We start from the raw sequence: 17,896 nt of genomic DNA on the forward strand, positions 1-17,896 counted from the left end.
GGTGACATCATCAGTATGTCGGAAGATCTCTAAAAGTGAATGGGCCGTTTAAGCGGGATACTTACACAACCATCAACAAATTGTTGCAGGCGCAGGACACTCTTAATTACTACAAAAATCAGGCCGGGAGTCTTGATTCATATCTGAAACGTTATCAGGACGTGAATTACTACCGCTCATCACCGTGCTTTAACAGTAATGTTGAATGTACTGCAGATGAAATCAGCGCACTGCGTAAAGCAGAACAGAACAGCTCTGAGGCGCGTAAAAAGGCCAATGACGCCGTTTTTAAGGCTCTTGATGAACAGCAAGAAACACTGCAAAGCGATGCTGATAACCTGGCAGATTTGCAAACTCAGGCAACCGGCGCACAAGGGCAAATGGAAGCTATTCAGGCCGCTAACCAGCTTGCCAGTGCTCAAACGAACCAGCTGCTGCAAATCCGCTCGCTCCTGGTAGCCCAGCAAAACGCTGCAGCAACACTGGCACAGGCTCAGGCAGATAAAGAATCACAACAGATAGCCGCTGATGAAAAAGCGTTAGCTGGAGAGAATACACCAAGCCCGAAGCGAATTTGGTGAGGAAACGCAGAATGAAAGATAATCTTTTGATTGTATTTATTCTGATCAGTTTATTGGCCATATGTTCTTGCGATAAAAATGATAAAGATTGTTTATCGACGCCAGATAATAAATTTTATGAAAATAAATACGATAAATGTGCTCTACGGAGTAATAATAAACCAAGCCCTAAACGAGAATGGTAATCATGAAAATAGTAAGTAAGCTCACCTTTCTAGGTATCATAATTTTCTTTTCTATAAATGCCTATGCTGGTCAATTAGATAGTAGCGGGCTACTTGATTCTTTATTAGATAAGTTTCAACAAGTAGCCAGTACATGGACAACAGTAATTGCTGACTATGCAAATTGGCTCTTCTGGGGGCTGGTATTAATAAGTATGGTTTGGACATTTGGTATGATGGCAATGCAAGGGGAAGGGTTGACAGGCGTACTTGCTGAAATAGTTCGCTTTTTTGCCGTCATTGGTTTTTTTTATTATCTTTTAATCAACGGCCATCCATATCGCAATCCATAATTAATTCAATGAGGCAACTTGCAGCAAACGCTTTAGGAATAAGTACTGGTATTTCGCCCTCAAGCATAGTTGATATGGCGTTTGCGATATTAACAAAGGTCAGTTCAGCCGCATCAATTTGGTCGCCAATGATATCCACCATTATGATAACAGTCGCGATAATCGTTTTGGTAGTGATGTCCCTTATAGCGATAAATATGCTAATCATGTTGGTTTCTGCATGGGTGTTATGCTATGCAGGAGTTATATTGCTTGGATTTGGTGGTTCGAAATGGACCTCTGATATAGCAATTAATTACTTACGAACTATTTTATCGATTGGCATTCAATTATTCACGATGACATTAATTATTGGGATTGGACAATCATTTATAGATCAATATTTTTCTCTTATTAAAGATGATGTTCCTGATCTTAATAGTCTTATCGTTTTGCTTCTGGCGTCAATTATCCTGTTAGTATTAACGAATAAGCTACCACTGTTGTTATCAGGTGTTGTAGGAGGGGCTTCTTTACAAGGGATTGGTGGATTTGGGGCGGGTATGATTACTGGCGCTGCCGCTACTGCCATCAGCGGTGCTGGAGCAATGGCAATGGGGGCATCAGCTCAAGTCAGCGGCGGAGCCTCTGCATTAAAGGCAGCGTTCGAGTCTGCGCAAGCTGCCATGGCCGAGGAATCTGGTTCAGGCGGTGGAGGCGGTTCCGGTGGAGGATTTGGCGGCGGGGAAGATACCGGTTCTGTAGATACTTCTGGAGGCCAACCCTCAGGCAGTTCCGGTGGTTCGTCAGCATGGAGCAGTTCAGTTAGCGCCAGCGGAGGAAGTCAGGGGTTTGCTTCATTCTCACGAGCTGGCCGCATGGCAAGCCATATGGGAAGCATCATGGCCAACGGAGCTGCTGAGTACCAGAAAATGAAGCGAAGTAGCAATTCTTCTCGTGTCCAACAAACCATTGGAGGGGAGTTGGCGACTCAGATACGTAAGCAGACAGCTACTCATCGGGATAACCGCGAACATGATGATTTTGCCGATGATAGCTTATCGGGTAATAATAAATCTTGAATCACGTGCGTCAGTTAACGAGGTAGCGTGAGCTGACGCTTTCACTGTGCGAACTTTACTCCTGCAATTCAAAGGAAAAACATGTCCAGGACTCCCTATACACGGTTACGTATTGAGGGCTTCCGCAAAGCAGAGGCTTCCCTGAGACTTGAAGGAATGGACCCCAGTGGTACGACACTGTACGAGTCCATTAAGGCACGTATTATTTCAGGTGAGCTTACGTATGAGCAGGGGCGTTCAGAGATTCTTGCATACTACACAAAAGCAGATACCGCCGGGCCTGTGACAGTGGGAGAAATTCTGACAGAAGAATTTTTGAAACCGCTGAACATGTCTAATGATGAACTGGCGGAAGCTATGGGTAGCTGCAAGCAGTATATTGACGATATTCTCTGCGGCTTGCGTCGTCTTACAAATGCCGATGCTCGCATTCTTGCTGCCATATTTGGGACTGATGAAGACTTTTGGAGTAACCTGCAGGAGATGCAAGTTCACCGAGAGCAACAGCATAAGTAATTAAAAACATTGCTATCTCATAATTTATCATACCAGCAGTCCCTCAAGTGCCATGATATCCGACCAACTCGCGAATTCTTCCCCTCAGCTTGGTTCTCCAAAATCTATTCACAAAACGGTGAGTTACCAGATACTCCTATATACTGCGCTTTTTGCTCGTCTATGCTAGCTGTGGATGTTAATATTTGCGTCAAGTTTTCATTGTTTTGATTGGATAAATGAATCCACAAGCTTGATACGCAACTATGGGGTTTCGCAAACGACAATTTAGCAATGATGTACAATAAATCGTTGTTATTGATGGGGATTAAATGAAATTTGCATACGAAGATCTAAGCGATGGTCAGTTCGAGACCTTGATCGTTCTTCTGTGCCAGCGGTTGCTTGGAGCCGCCGTACAGGGATTTGCAAAGGGCCCTGATGGTGGGCGCGATGCCAAGTTTATGGGAACAGCTGAACTGCACCCAAGTAAGAACGCGCCATGGGTAGGTACAACCATAGTTCAGGCAAAGCACACCAATGGGTATAACCGAAATTTCTCCGAATCTGACTTCTTCAGTGTTACGTCTGCGAACACCGTGCTGGGTAAAGAAATTCCTCGTATAAAAAAACTTCGTGATGCCAAGCAGTTAGATCATTACATGCTATTCGCTAATCGTCGCCTATCTGGTAATGCTGAAACGGAGATACGTGATTACCTCTCGTCTCAATGTAACATTTCCAGTTCATCACTTTATCTTTGTGGGCTAGAACAACTGGAGATCTGGCTTAAGCGTTTCCCCGATGTAGCGAGGGAAGCAGACCTTGATCCAGTTGATTCGCCGCTGATTGTTAGTCCCGATGACTTGTCTGATGTTGTACAGGCTCTGGCTCAAAATAAAGAGAGCTTGGTCGAAATGCTTGATGATCCGCCGACTGCGCGAGTGACATACGAGCAAAAAAATACACTCAACAATATGAGTGTTGAGTATGCCAGGGCACAGCGGAAGAGATACTTGAAGGAAACGGCTCAAATTCGGGCTTTCTTGGCTGCTCCGGAAAACCTCGAATTATTACGTATGTACGAGTCGGTAGTCGATGAGTTCCAACTCAAGATCATTGCAAAGCGTAAGGACTATCAAACTTTTGATGAGGTAATGGAATATCTGGTTGACATGTTGTTCAGCCGTGATCCTATCTTGCGGCAGCACGCTCACAAGCGCTTGACGCGTGCTGTACTGTTTTACATGTACTGGAATTGTGATATTGGGGAGGTAGACGATGCTACGGCCAACGAAGCACTCTCATCCTGATCGAACAGTCATCAATGTCTCACTGTTACTATTGGCTCGCTTGAAAACTCGGCGTATTGATGATTATGACGCTCTACGTAAATTTGCGAAAAAAAGCGTTATCGGTGGAGAGGTGCTGTTCTTACCTGCTCTTAATTTTCTTTATCTCATGGGATTGATTGAGTATCGCCCCAAAACCGATGCTCTAGAATATGTGGGGCCAAATGAAGTTATCTAGACTCTATTCTAACAAGCCTGACTTGTTCGATCCCGTGGAGTTTGTCCAAGGCATGAATGTCGTTATGGCTGAAATCCGCTTGCCGGAGAACAGAAGTAAGGACACGCATAATCTCGGCAAGACTACGCTAGGGCGCTTGCTCGACTTTGGTTTCTTAGCCAAACGTGACCCTAAGTTCTTTCTTTTCAAGCACTCCGATTTGTTCAAAGAATTTATATTCTTCCTTGAGATTGAGTTGGAAGATGCATCGTTCGTAACGATTCGGCGTAGTGTTAAAGAAGCCACTAAAATTAGTTTTAAGCGTCATCAAGCAGGCCATCAAGACTTGTCGGGGTTAGCACTGACTGAGTGGGATCATGTGAACATGCCTTTCGAGCGTGCACGTGAGTTGTTGGATGGGGTATTGGATTGGCGAGCAATCAAACCTTGGGCATATCGCAAAGGCTTAGGATATCTACTACGCTCGCAGGACGATTTCCGAGATGTATTCCATCTACGCAAATTTGCGGCAGCACATTCAGATTGGAAGCCTTTCTTGGCTCACGTCCTTGGTTTTGACGCTCAACTCATCGTTGAACATTATGAAAAAGAAGAGCAACTCTCCAAGAAACAAGCCATTGCACAGACTATCAAAAATGAATTGGGTGGCTCTATTGAGGATATCAGCAAGATCGAGGGCATTCTGTTACTTAAGCAGAAAGAGGCTGAGAAAAAGCAGACATTGCTTGATGCCTTTGATTTCCGTACTCAGGATAAGGATAGTACTAAGCAGTTGGTCGATGACATCGACGTAAAAATTGCGTCTTTAAATGCTGAACGTTACTCATACAATCAGACCAAAAAGAAAATAATATCCTCGTTGGAAGAAGATCAGATTCTCTTTAATCCCGATGAGGCGCAGCGTCTATTTGAGGAGGCTGGAGTCCTGTTTAAAGGACAGATTAAAAAGGATTTCCAACAGCTAATCGACTTCAATCGGGCTATTACAGATGAGCGTCGTGGCTATCTGCAGGAAGAGCGGGAAGAAGTCGAAGCTGAGCTAAAACGCATCAATGCAGAATTGAATTTCCTAGGAAAAAAACGCTCGGAGATGCTTTCATTTCTAAGTGAAACTGACATTTTTGGTAAATATAAACAAGTCTCGGACGAGATGGTGATATTGCGTGCTGATATTACGTCGTTAGAGCGTCAGCGAGGCTTCTTACATCGTTTGCAGGAACTTCGAAAAGAAATTAGGGCTTTGACAGAAGAGCGTGGAAATCTACAGGCCCAGATTGAAGCTAATGTCGAGAAGCAAAACTCTGATCAGGACAGCTTATTTTCTGCAATAAGAGTGTTCTTTAACGAAATAGTTGAAGAGGTCATTGATCGCAAAGCTCTGCTGAGCGTATCGCCCAATCAACTAGGACATCTAGAGTTTAAGGCAGAAATACTTGACGAGTCAGGTAATGCTACTAGTGCCGATCTTGGGCATACATACCGCAAACTGCTTTGTATTGCCTTCGATTTGGCTGTATTGCGTGCTCACTTGGACGAAAAATATCCTCGTTTTGTTTATCATGATGGTGTGTTTGAGTCTTTGGATGATCGTAAGAAAGAAAACCTTTTGGCTATCATTCGTCGTTATGCGGAGTTGGGGCTACAGCCAATCATTACTCTTATAGATTCGGACTTGCCTGTGCGTGCTGGTGATCAGCCAGTATTCTCGTCTGATGAGATTGTGATTACGTTACACGATGAGGGAGAGAAAGGTCGAATCTTCAAAATAAGGGCTTGGTAATTAAGGACGAATAAATTTTTGGCAGAATCAAAGCCTGAGACTTGGGTTATAGTTTCGCCCTATACGCCAAAAATTTACCAAACATACTAGCAACAGAAGTTGCGCAGTAAAAAATATATTGATGCCAGTGGTAGGCTGGGGGTTTTTAATGGTCTTTGATCCAAAACGCGCGTTACAACTTCTTCAAATCGGCTCCGGACGCGGGGATGCAAGTTTTCGTGATGGCCAAGAAGATGCCATACGTCATATTGTCGAAGGCAAGGGTCGTTTGCTGGTCGTGCAAAAGACTGGTTGGGGTAAGAGCTTTGTCTACTTTATCGCGACTAAAATATTGCGAGAAAATGGAAATGGCCCTGCGTTATTGATTTCTCCGCTGTTGGCTCTCATGCGAAACCAGATAGCTGCTGCACAGCGGATGGGTGTTCGTGCCGCGACAATAAACTCTGATAATATGGATGAATGGGCTGTAATTGAAGGTGAATTGGCCAAGGGTAAAATCGATATACTACTGATCTCACCTGAGCGTTTGGCGAATGAGCGCTTCAGAACACAGGTTCTGTCCAGTATCGCAGCACAAATTTCGATGCTGGTCATTGATGAAGCACATTGCATTTCAGACTGGGGCCACGACTTTCGGCCACACTATCGCCTGCTTGAGAGAATCGTCAAAACTCTCCCGCCAAACCTGCGGTTGCTCGCCACCACTGCGACGGCGAACAACCGAGTGATGGAAGATCTTGCTTCTGTCCTAGGTCCGAATCTCCATGTTTCACGTGGAGACTTAAACAGGACCTCCCTCTCCCTGCAAACTATCCGCTTACCAAGTCAGGCCGAGCGTCTAGCTTGGCTGGCAGAACAGCTAGGTACGCTAAAAGGTAATGGCATCATTTATACGTTGACTGTACGTGATGCTAATCAAGTGGCGCAATGGTTGAAAGCTCAAGGCTACAATGTTGAAGCCTATACAGGTGAAACCGGTGCTCAGCGCGAGCAGTTGGAAGAGGCGTTGCTCAACAATGAAGTCAAAGCTCTGGTTGCAACAACTGCATTAGGTATGGGTTATGACAAACCAGATTTGGCGTTTGTTATTCACTTCCAGATGCCGGGCTCGGTTGTCGCCTACTATCAGCAAGTGGGGCGTGCAGGGCGAGCAATGGAGTCCGCTTATGGTATCCTCCTAAGTGGTCAGGAAGAGTCAGATATCACTGACTGGTTTATCCGTAGCGCCTTCCCGACACGGCATGAGGTTAGAGACGTATTGGAAGCGCTTGAAGACGAGCCCGAGGGGTTATCAGTTCCCGAGTTGTTGAACCGTATCAATCTCAGTAAAGGGCGTGTAGATAAGACGATTGCACTTCTTTCTCTTGAGTCACCGGCCCCCATTGCAAAACATGGCAGTAAATGGCAGCTCACCGTTGCAACGCTGAGCGAATCGTTCTGGGAGCGGGCTGAACGCCTCACAGCGCTCCGTCAGGAAGAGCATCAACAGATGCAGCATTACGCGAGCCTACAGTACGGTGGTCATATGGGATTCCTAATTGGAGCTCTAGATGGCGATCCATCTAGTGTTACAGCACCTACCTTACCCCCACTGCCCTCAACCGTTAATGAAGCACTGGTCAAAGCAGCCATAGAATTTCTTTGTCGCACTAGCTTGCCTATTGAACCCCGCAAGAAGTGGCCTGATGGCGGAATGCCTAAGTATGACGTTAGAGGAGTCATCGCTCCTGCATATCGAGCTAATTCGGGTAAAGCACTTTGTGTATGGGGGGATGCTGGTTGGGGACGTATTGTAAGAGAAAATCGCTATAAAGATGGATATTTTTCTGAACAATTGGTTCAGGCATGTGCTGAGATGTTTCATCAATGGGGGCCCACACCAGCCCCTGAATGGGTCACAGCTATCCCATCTTTGAAGCATCCAGATATTGTTCCGAATTTTGCTAAAAGACTTGCCGCTGCCGTAGGGCTACCTTTTCATCAAGTGCTTGTAAAAACTGAAGATAGGCCAGAGCAAAAGACTATGGCGAACTCCTCTCAGCAGGCACGTAACCTTGATGGCTCTCTTGCATTAGCCAATGAGCCTATTCCTAGTGGACCAGTGTTACTTGTTGATGACATTGTTAATTCTCGATGGACGCTAACAGTGGCAGCATGGCTCCTCCGAAAGGCTGGGAGCGGTGAGGTTTGGCCAATAGCTCTTTCACAAACTGGGCACGAGGACTGATGCAAAAGATTTCACCTAATACTCAAGCGATTCTGCTACTGACGGCACCACTGATTGCAGGACGTGGGATGCCGTCAGCTGAGCTTTTAACTCCGGGAGAATACAAGCGTCTTGCTCGTCATTTGCGTGAGATTCACCGTCAACCAGCAGACCTTTTAACCCCAGACGCTGATGAGATTTTACGCGCTTGTCAAACAGTGATTGATCAGAGTCGTATGCAACGTCTATTGGCTCGTGGTTTTCTATTAAGTCAGGTGCTGGAACGCTGGCAAGCGAGAGCTATTTGGGTTGTAAGTCGTGCAGATCCTGGATATCCACGCCGCCTTAAAGCTCGGCTGCGTGAAGACGCTCCAGCAATACTTTATGGCTGTGGCGATATTAGGCTACTTGACGCAGGTGGGCTAGCAGTTGTTGGATCGCGCAATGTGAGTGAGCCATTAATTGACTATACCATGTCCATTGGACGGTTAGCCGCCTGTGCTGGACGGGCCATTGTGTCTGGGGGGGCAAGAGGCATTGATCAAGCTGCCATGCGTGGTGCATTGGAGTCAGGCGGAAAGAGTATTGGTGTGCTTGCTGAACACCTTGAAAAGGCCGTAATGAATCGTGAAGAAAGAAATCGTTTACGTGACGGTAACCTCACACTAGTTTCTGCCTACGATCCAAACGCTGGTTTCAACATTGGGCATGCTATGCAGCGCAATAAGTTGATTTATGCATTGGCGGATACATCGTTGGTGGTGAATTCCGACCTTAATAAAGGGGGGACATGGGCTGGTGCCATTGAACAATTGGAGACACTAAGGTTCGTCCCTGTTTTTATTCGATCGACGGGCGAAGCTTCCGAAGGTTTAACCGGATTACAAAAAAAAGGCGCACTTCCTTGGCCCAACCCGCAAAGCGTTGAATCCTTCAAAGACGTATTCAGTATAGCGATGCCAATGCCTGCAGCCTCTCCACAGTTAGATCTTTCTCTGTCGTCGAAAGAGGGCACGTTGTTGGCTGACGTCAAAACAGCAGAGCAAGTCTCATGCAGAACGGATTCGCAGACCGAGATTGAGCTGTCAGAACCTGCTGACATTCTTCTTGAAGAACAGCCAACAGCTGAGGCATCGGAAGAATTATCCCCATTAACAAAAGAGTCTTTAGCATCCACAAAGGACATTAAAAAATTTGAGCATGCTGAAGCAACGCCGGCCGAGGTGCTCTTCACAGCTGTACGCGCAGCGATCCAGCAACTTTTGAGCACTCCGATGAATGACGCCGAAGTAGCGGTTGCGTTGAATGTGTCGAACTTACAGGCAAAGGCATGGTTACAACGTCTGATTGATGAGGGCGTTTTGGAGAAGCAGAGTAGACCCTTGCGTTACGTTGTTAAGAAAAAAGGATAATTAGTTAAAATCGAGTGGTGCAATCCCCTTGAGCCATTTTGAGTATGGTATTGTTCATGGTCTTTGCAATTGTTTTATATTTATGTTTTTGATTTATATTGATATTTTTGTTGTATTTATAATCGAGTGGGAATAATAGCTCGAAATAAATAACTGTTAGATAAAAATTCAGCCCCCGTATATTTCGGGGGTTTTTCATTTATTTAATGTTCTCAAATGAAACAAGATGTTTATTGTTATTTTGTATTCTATTTTTCATATTTAATGTTCACGCCTAAGATGGCGCTAATGTATTGATTACATTTATTGAGTTGATATAGGCTTGGCTATACATCCTAGATATTTGCTCTGCATGGATTTCATTCTTTATTTGTTAAATTTATTCTGCCTTTAACTCTATTGTTGATGATCGTAAATGCTAGCTTAATTATTATAGTAATAAAGATGGTGTTTTTTTGCTAAAAATCACTTTAAAAATTAAAAAATGAGTTCATCAATGTAATATGCCTATGCAGGAAAAATAATGACGATATTTGTGGGTGAGGACCTGATATGTCATTTTTACTGTCTAGAACTAGGGCGCTATAGACAAGAGGATGGGTTGGCGAATGTCTACTTTAGTATCACGATGGCAGAGCTATTCTGTTAAGCCTTATATGCCGTTCAAACCCGATTTACAACCAGTAGTGACAATGAAACTTGATGGTATCTATCAAGAGAATTAGCCAATAATAACGCTTATGTTTATCTGAATGACAATGCGTATCATAGAGAAATGTATGACGATCTAGAAAAGCAAACAGTCATTTTTTATCTGGCTGATATTGTTGAGTATGGGGGGCTTAGCGCTGTCGGTGAAGGGACCAGAATATTTTCCAAGGTTATGAGAACTATTATATATGCAGAAGCGGTGGGGTAGTAAAATGCTATAATAGTAGGGTTGATTATAGCCGGGAAAAAGTAGAGATTAATTCCTTGTGAGGAAGTGAGTGGTTATCACTATTTGGTTAATGAGGGTGGAATACAAAGGTTAACTTTGCCAAAACTAATCCACCATGTCAGACCTATCAAAGCAATATACCTACAATTTTAAATGAATAGCTTCTGATTTATGCTTCTAAATTTGCATTTATTGATAAAATCAGTTCTCTCTATATAGGCAACCCAACATTACGTATGTTATTACGGCAGTCAGCGTTCAGTAGTGTTATTTGTGATGAACGCGATAGGGTTAAATGAAAGAAAGAGAGGGGGCGGGTAATAACGCAGACTCGTACTTTTCCAGCGAAAAAGTTGGCTGCGATGTTATCCCGCTAAAATTACGTTGATAATCGTTTCATCACTGACACCTGAAATAATGGAAATTTCGCCTCCGTAATATCTATTATATGATGATTTTTAAACTACGAAGTATATTCGTAACTTCTTATTAATAAGTATCGATGAGTATCATTGCAATCAATGAATAATATCATTTTCTTAAATGCACAGTATTGCTTTGAAATTAATAATACTGTCGTTTTTCTTTATGTTATCCGTTGAGATTGATCGTTATGACCTTGACGAATATTTACCTATCAACTAAATGTTTAAGTTATAGAACACCATAATTTACATCGCTCACAGGCGAGATAATTATTTTTTCACAACAGAACTTTTCACCTCGGCGAGCAGAGAAATACGCTGCGGTTTAGCCAGACAGTCACCTGCATCGCTGAATCAAATCGATGATTACTGTAGGGCGTACTTAGTGTTTTGTGGAGAGAAAACATGTCGTTACTTCCCCCATCGATACCTCGTGTTAACGGCGTATCCCGTCGGCGTTTATTGGGATATGTCGGCGTCGGGTTAGTCGCCAGCTTGATGAGTCCGTTGTCCCTGAATGTTTTTGCTGCTTCAACCTCAACAATGCCGCTCAATCTGGAACGATTTATGCTGGTTTCGCGTGCTTTGACCGGTAAGCGCCAGCTTAATCCTCACATCGGACAGCGGATCTATCAGGTACTAATCCTGCGCCTGCCGCAGCTCGATCAACAACTGGCTTTGCTTCAACCGCTTCCGGCTGGTGAGCCAAAAAATTGGTCGCAGGCACAGCAGGAAATTGCCCGGCAGGTTTTGCAGGCGTGGTATGTGGGCGTCGTAGGGGAAGGTGCGAATGCGGCGGTGATTAGCTACGAGAATGCGCTGATGTTTGAGGCTGTGTCTGATGTTTTAGTCATTCGCTCCTATTGTCCTAACCAACCCGGTTATTGGGCTGCCAAGCCTGACGTGGCCATATAATTCAGGAGAATACGTTTATGGCTGATACTTTGCAGGCTGACGTGATTGTTATCGGGTCCGGCGTAGCAGGAGGGCTTGTCGCGCATCAACTGGCGTTAGCGGGGAAATCGGTATTGATACTGGAAGCGGGGCCGCGTTTACCGCGTTGGGAGATAGTGGAGAATTTTCGCAATCAGCCGGATAAATCAGACAACATGGCCGCTTATCCTTCCACGTCTTACGCACCTCATCCCGAATTTAATCCTGATAATCACTACTTGATTCAAAAAGGGGAACACCCTTACGACGTACAGTATATCCGTGCTGTTGGCGGGACAACCTGGCACTGGGCCGCTTCGGCCTGGCGTTTTTTACCGAATGATTTCAAACTAAAAACGCTGTATGGCGTGGGATTAGATTGGCCCATCGACTATGCCGCGCTGGAAAAATGGTATTTCCGTGCTGAGCAGGAGCTGGGAGTTTGGGGGCCGAACAATGAAGATTTGGGATCGCCTCGCGCGCAGCCTTATCCGATGGAACCATTGCCGCTTTCATGGAACGAGCAGCGGATTAAAACCGTATTAAATTCGAATGGGTTTTATGTTGTTACCGAGCCGGTGGCGCGGAATAGTCGTCCGTATGATGGGAGGCCAACCTGCTGCGGTAACAATAACTGTATGCCGATTTGTCCCATTGGCGCGATGTATAACGGGGTGACTCACGTTGAAAAAGCTGAACGAGCGGGGGCAATTGTTCGTCCGCAGGCGGTTGTTTATAAGCTGGAAGTGAATGATCGGCAGGAAATTACTGCGGCCTTGTTTAAAGACGCTCAGGGTGGGGAGCATCGGGCTGAAGGGAAATTCTTCGTATTAGCCGCAAATGGCATAGAAATTCCGAAAATAATGCTGATGTCCGTCAGTGAAAAAAATCCTCGCGGAGTCGGTAATAGTTCAGATCGTGTGGGACGTAATCTGATGGACCATCCGGGTATTGGCGTGACTTTCTTGGCTAATGAAGCGCTGTGGCCGGGGCGTGGTCCGCAGGAAATGACGTCGATGGTAGGGTTCCGCGATGGCGCTTTCCGTGCTGAGTATGCGGCCAAAAAGATTCATTTATCGAATTTATCTCGCACGGACGAAGTGACAATCAATTTGCTCAAGCAGGGTGATTTACAACTGGGGCCGCAGTTGGAGGCGAAAATCCGCGACCGAGCGGCACGCTATGTACGTTTTGACAGTTTTCACGAAATTTTGCCTCATATGGAAAACCGCATTATTCCCAGCCCAACGGAAAAAGACGCCATCGGTATACCTAAACCCGAGTTTTATTACGCTATGGATGACTATGTGCGCAAAAGTGCATTGCATACCCAGCAGGTCTATGCCGATGCGGCACGGCTAATGGGCGGAACCGAAGTGGTATTCCATAATGATTTCGCCAACAACAACCACATTACTGGCACCACTATTATGGGGAACGACCCAAAAGACTCGGTGGTGGATGGTGATTGCCGCACACACGATCATAAAAACCTGTTTATCGCCAGTAGCAGCGTGATGCCAACCGTAGGTTCGGTTAACTGTACGCTGACTATCGCTGCGCTCTCTTTACGCATTGCCGAAACGTTAAAGGCCGAGGTGTGATATGAAAAAGCAAACTCTGGTCGGGCTGGCGTTATGCGGTGCCTTTAGCGCTACGGTGCAAGGAGCGGAAGGCACGGATCTGATTAAACGCGGGGAATATCTGACTCAGGCGGCAGACTGCGTAGCCTGTCATACCACCAAAGGGGGAAAGCCTTTTGCCGGAGGATTAGCCTTTAAAACACCGATGGGAACCTTATATTCTCCGAATATTACGCCGGATAAAGCGACGGGTATTGGGGAGTGGAATGACGAAGAGTTTATTCGGGCGCTACATGAGGGCAAAGGGAAAAACGGTGAGAATCTCTATCCCGCTTTCCCTTACACCTCATACACTTTACTGACGGATGATGATGTTAGGGCGATAAAAGCCTATCTGTTTAGTTTGCCCGCGGTACATCAACCAAATCGTGAAAACGATATGCCATTCCCGTTCAATCAACGTTGGGGACTGTGGTTTTGGAATCTGGTGAATTTTGAAGGGCAGCGTTTCCAGCCTGATAATAATCAAAGCGCCGAGTGGAATCGCGGTGCTTACTTTGTCGAGGCATTGGGGCACTGCGGTGAATGCCATACGCCACGCAATCTCACTATGGGAATGAAAGACAGCAAAGCCTACGGTGGCACTGAAATTAACGGCTGGACGGCATTTAATATTACTTCCGATCCTAATGCGGGGATTGGCAGTTGGAGCCAGGAACAGTTGGTTCAATACCTGCGCAGCGGCCACGTTGACGGTAAAGCGCAGGCGGCCGGACCAATGGCAGAAGTGATTGAAAACAGTACCCGCCACTTGGCAGAGAGCGACCTTAACGCGATGGCGGTTTATTTACGAACCCTGAAACCGCTGAATCTCGACGATGAAACCAAGAGCCGCTCAGACTGGGGGCTACCGGCAACCAGCGTCGAAACGCTACGCGGCAAGGCGTTTAGCGCCGATGATTACACCGATGGCGCGCGGCTATATCTGGGTAACTGTGCCAGTTGCCACAGTTTTACCGGCGCGGGAGTTAAGGACGGTTATTATCCTTCGCTGATGAGAAACTCGGTGGTCGGAGCCACGACGCCGAATAATATGGTCAATGTGATTTTGCACGGCGTGACTCGCCAGACTAACGACGGCGAAGTGTTCATGCCGGGCTTTGCTAACACCCTAAGTGATGAACAAGTTGCGACTCTAAGTAACTATTTGCTGCAACAGTTTGGTCAGCCGACGTTGAATATCAAAGCCGATGATGTGAAAGCATTACGCGAAAACTAGCCTGAGGATAGGGGGGAATCTGGCGTGAAAGGAGCGAGACATCCGGTTACCCATTTGCAGTAGTGATTTTTAGTTCGGTTTTACCCAATGCATCAAAATATATTCGCCATCTTCTCCTTTGCCGGTGGCGATTTTCTGCCAGCCATTTTGCTGATAAAACGCCAGCGCTCGCTGGTTGCGAACCAGACACTTTAACGCGCCGGTAGCGGTCAATTCCCGCTGTACGGCCTGCAGCAGTAATTTTCCCACGCCAAGACCCTGACTGCTCGGATCGACAAATAGGTTATGCAGAAAATTTTCCTCCCGAAAAACCGAAGCAAAGCCCAGCCGGATACCGTCCTCTACCGCCACCAAAATTTTCTCTCCCAACACGGCTTTATCGAAGTCTTCTAGTTGGAAATTTTCCTGATTAAGCCAGCTAAAGGCAGTCTGACGGGAAGCCAGATACAGCGTTCGTAAAAAGGGACGATCGGCTTCCTGATATTCACGAATTTTCATTTTTATCTCCCTGAGTCGCGGCTTAGCCCTTTGAGCCAGAGTTGATCTTATCTTATCAACCGCTGATAATGACCGTTCTGACTCGGGGTGCCGCGCTAACTTACTGTGTGGCTGAGATTTTACCCGTATTACCTGATCTGGATTATGCCAGCGTAGGGAAGTCTCGGCATCCTCTGGGTACCGCCTTCTTGACCGCCGGTTGGGAGGAATATGTACCTTCGACCTACCGTTTTACTCGCTTCTGCTATCACCGCCTATTTTTTGTCTCCAACGATCGTTTTTTCCGTGGAGATATGCCAATGAAACGCCTTAATGCATTAACCGTAGCCGGAACTGACCCTAGCGGCGGCGCGGGTATTCAGGCCGATTTAAAGACCTTTTCTGCTTTGGGTGCTTACGGAACCAGCGTGGTAACGGCTTTAGTGGCGCAGAATACTCGAGGCGTGCAGTCGGTTTATGCGATTGACCCCGCGTTTGTGGCCGCTCAGTTGGATTCAGTCCTGAGCGATGTGCGTATTGATAGCGCCAAATTGGGTATGTTGGCCAATGAGAGTATCGTTCAGATAGTGGCAGAGAAGTTACGGCAATATCCGCTGGATTTTGTGGTGCTGGATACCGTGATGCTGGCCAAAAGTGGCGATCCGCTGTTAGAACCTGCTGCGGTGGCGGCGCTGCGTCAGCAATTGTTGCCGCTGGTTTCCCTGATTACGCCAAACCTGCCGGAAGCGGCGGCGTTGTTGGATTGTCAGCCTGCGACCAATGAACGGGAAATGTGCGCTCAGGGGCGGGAATTGCTGGCTATGGGCTGTCAGGGCGTCTTGATGAAAGGCGGACATTTGACCGGCGGGGATAGTCCCGATTGGCTGTTTACGGCTCATGACGAGTGCCGTTTCTGTTTACCGCGCATTGCCACTTGCCACACGCACGGTACCGGCTGCACGCTGTCGGCGGCGTTGGCGGCGCTGCGGCCAACACAGGAAAGTTGGGCGGCAACGGTTTCTGCCGCTAAATCCTATCTGCAAGGCGCGTTGGAGCAGGCGGATACGCTGGAGGTTGGGCAGGGAATCGGGCCGGTTCACCACTTTTATCGTTGGTGGTAGCCCGGCCAGACTGACGCTTTGTTTATTCGGCGATCAGAAATGGGCGGGTGAGGGCGAACAGCGCCAGCGCACGCTGCAAGTGAACGGCATCAAAAGGATTCAGAATAAAGTGCTCTGCGCCTTTACGTGGGCGAATGCAGGGCAATAGGCTGATATTGCTCTGCTGATCGTGTTTCTGATCAAATATATAGCTGCCTATGTCATGTTCGTTTTCTCGCCATGAAATCATCACCGCCGCGTGAGGATGTTTATCACTTTTGGGTCGTATAGCGAAAAAATAATCTCCGGCCCAGAACCCGCTGAACTCGCCGTCAATCTGTAGGTTTTTACTGCGGAATACGGCGGAATCAGCAACCTTGTCGATGGCCTTCGGCGTAATTTCCTGATGAAGTCGCTGCCATAGCGGACGACCATTTTCCAACTGCCAGCAAGCTTCACCGAGATAATCGTTCAGAGCGAGCCAGTCTTGCTCTAACTGCTGGAGCAAGGCTTTATCCAGAATATTTCGGTATTGCTGCATGCCGTTAAGCTCGCCTTCCAGCGCCTCGTAAGTAATCAATTCCATCGTACGTGGGCGGCGGCGGAAGCTCATCCAGAGCACCATTTTTGGAATGCGGAACTCGATAGATTGCACGCTCAGCCGATGCCGATTGCCTTTATTCAGCACAAAACCGTTCGCAGTGCCGCGTTTATTTTGATAGTTACGTACCACCATCACGCTGTTTAGTCCCATCCAGCCGGTGACGTAGTGTTCGTCCTCTGAGTTGGCGACATCCAGATCGACCACCATTTGCAGAATCTTGTCGGTGGTGACTTTCTTTAACGCCGGAGCATCCGTCGCAGAATAATACAATTTGGGTATGTTTTGAGACAATTCGAGGCTAGGCATAGAGACAGATCTTCTTGGTCAATAATCTGGTTTATAGCTTAACTCAAGTTGTCATACCGATTGTTGAATAACTGAATTTAGCGTGGAAATTCGTGCCGGGGATCAACTTTTCCCTGCGTTGCGGGTCATATAAACTGAATGACAGGGCGGTGAAACCACTGCTGAATATCAAATGACATAATAAGGATTGCGATAATGAAAGGACAGAAAACCCTCCATTGTCTTTTACTGGGGACGTTATTGAGCGTGAGTTCTTGGAGTTTTGCCCAGCAAACGTTGACCACGGCAGAGTTAGTTCAGCAGCCGCAGTATAAAAGCAGCTGGCAAAAAATGATTAAAGGACAGAAGAATCTGCCTGCCTGGGCGCGTAAAGGTGCCGGAACCTCAGCGCCAGCGGAATGGGTTGAGTGGGAAGGTAAAAAATATCAGGTTGGTAATATTTGTAAGCCTCATGACTGTGCCAGCCATTTCTTGCTGGTGGCTTTCAGCGAGGATAAAAAGCGGGCTTGGGGTGTGCGGATTAGCGTAGAAGATAAGCCAGAAGCCCTGGAAACGCCGAGTCAATTTGCCAAATACCAATGGTTAGGCCAGCCGGATGAAAGCCTAAAAAACTTATTGACGGCGCAGATCGAGAAAGATCCCAACTGGAAATAAATTCCCTTTCTGA

The 17,896-nt window shown here is 46.6% G+C and carries 13 protein-coding genes, 2 pseudogenes and 1 riboswitch; of the genes and pseudogenes, 13 read left to right on the forward strand and 2 right to left on the reverse strand.

The window, feature by feature from the left end; all coding sequences use genetic code 11:
* Positions 1-65 precede the first annotated feature (65 nt).
* The 11 genes and pseudogenes from trbJ to AD970_RS02915 all read left to right on the forward strand — a co-directional run.
* Positions 66-581: pseudogene (trbJ, locus tag AD970_RS02865) on the forward strand (P-type conjugative transfer protein TrbJ); the annotation flags it as partial.
* 187 nt (positions 582-768) lie between these two features.
* A pseudogene (trbL, locus tag AD970_RS02870) lies at positions 769-2,159 on the forward strand (P-type conjugative transfer protein TrbL).
* An 81-nt stretch (positions 2,160-2,240) separates the two neighbouring features.
* Complete coding sequence (locus AD970_RS02875; protein WP_049596845.1) at positions 2,241-2,675, forward strand: HigA family addiction module antitoxin; 435 nt, start codon at positions 2,241-2,243, stop codon at positions 2,673-2,675.
* A gap of 311 nt (positions 2,676-2,986) precedes the next feature.
* Positions 2,987-3,967 (forward strand): ABC-three component system protein, encoded by a 981-nt coding sequence (locus AD970_RS02880; protein WP_032652988.1) that lies wholly within the window; start codon positions 2,987-2,989, stop codon positions 3,965-3,967.
* Positions 3,936-4,184, forward strand: coding sequence for an ABC-three component system middle component 8 (locus AD970_RS02885; RefSeq protein WP_049596846.1), 249 nt, complete (start codon positions 3,936-3,938; stop codon positions 4,182-4,184). Before AD970_RS02880 ends, AD970_RS02885 begins: the two co-directional genes overlap by 32 nt.
* Positions 4,171-5,964 carry a DUF2326 domain-containing protein gene (locus tag AD970_RS02890; RefSeq protein ID WP_049596847.1) on the forward strand — a complete coding sequence of 598 codons (1,794 nt, stop codon included), beginning with the start codon at positions 4,171-4,173 and terminating at the stop codon, positions 5,962-5,964. Before AD970_RS02885 ends, AD970_RS02890 begins: the two co-directional genes overlap by 14 nt.
* 148 nt (positions 5,965-6,112) lie before the next feature.
* The gene (locus AD970_RS02895; protein ID WP_049596848.1) at positions 6,113-8,191 is read left to right on the forward strand and encodes a RecQ family ATP-dependent DNA helicase; all 2,079 of its coding nucleotides are present in this window, start codon (positions 6,113-6,115) and stop codon (positions 8,189-8,191) included.
* Complete coding sequence (locus AD970_RS02900) at positions 8,191-9,582, forward strand: DNA-processing protein DprA (protein ID WP_032652984.1); 1,392 nt, start codon at positions 8,191-8,193, stop codon at positions 9,580-9,582. The genes AD970_RS02895 and AD970_RS02900 overlap by 1 nt, the downstream gene beginning before the upstream one ends.
* 1,770 nt (positions 9,583-11,352) lie before the next feature.
* On the forward strand, positions 11,353-11,862 hold the full coding sequence (locus AD970_RS02905) for a sugar dehydrogenase complex small subunit (RefSeq protein WP_049596849.1): 510 nt from the start codon (positions 11,353-11,355) through the stop codon (positions 11,860-11,862).
* A gap of 17 nt (positions 11,863-11,879) precedes the next feature.
* Positions 11,880-13,484 (forward strand): GMC family oxidoreductase, encoded by a 1,605-nt coding sequence (locus AD970_RS02910; protein ID WP_049596850.1) that lies wholly within the window; start codon positions 11,880-11,882, stop codon positions 13,482-13,484.
* 1 nt (position 13,485) lies between these two features.
* Positions 13,486-14,742, forward strand: coding sequence for a cytochrome c (locus AD970_RS02915; protein WP_049596851.1), 1,257 nt, complete (start codon positions 13,486-13,488; stop codon positions 14,740-14,742).
* A gap of 69 nt (positions 14,743-14,811) precedes the next feature.
* On the opposite strand, the gene AD970_RS02920 is transcribed toward AD970_RS02915, so the two are convergent.
* Positions 14,812-15,240: a GNAT family N-acetyltransferase gene (locus AD970_RS02920; protein WP_049596852.1), complete on the reverse strand. Its 429-nt coding sequence runs from the start codon at positions 15,238-15,240 to the stop codon at positions 14,812-14,814.
* A 73-nt stretch (positions 15,241-15,313) separates the two neighbouring features.
* Positions 15,314-15,416: riboswitch (TPP riboswitch) on the forward strand.
* Between the two features lie 123 nt (positions 15,417-15,539).
* On the opposite strand from AD970_RS02920, the gene thiD reads away from it, so the two are divergent.
* A complete protein-coding gene (gene thiD, locus AD970_RS02925) occupies positions 15,540-16,340 on the forward strand; it encodes a bifunctional hydroxymethylpyrimidine kinase/phosphomethylpyrimidine kinase (RefSeq protein WP_049597164.1) in 801 nt (266 codons plus the stop codon).
* Between the two features lie 22 nt (positions 16,341-16,362).
* Here thiD and AD970_RS02930 read toward each other — a convergent pair whose 3' ends face one another.
* Complete coding sequence (locus AD970_RS02930) at positions 16,363-17,229, reverse strand: hypothetical protein (RefSeq protein WP_049596853.1); 867 nt, start codon at positions 17,227-17,229, stop codon at positions 16,363-16,365.
* A 195-nt stretch (positions 17,230-17,424) separates the two neighbouring features.
* On the opposite strand from AD970_RS02930, the gene AD970_RS02935 reads away from it, so the two are divergent.
* On the forward strand, positions 17,425-17,883 hold the full coding sequence (locus tag AD970_RS02935) for an inhibitor of vertebrate lysozyme family protein (RefSeq protein WP_049596854.1): 459 nt from the start codon (positions 17,425-17,427) through the stop codon (positions 17,881-17,883).
* The last annotated feature ends 13 nt before the right edge of the window (positions 17,884-17,896 follow it).

This window comes from Yersinia nurmii, assembly GCF_001112925.1.
In the GTDB taxonomy this organism is placed as follows: Bacteria; Pseudomonadota; Gammaproteobacteria; order Enterobacterales; family Enterobacteriaceae; genus Yersinia; species Yersinia nurmii.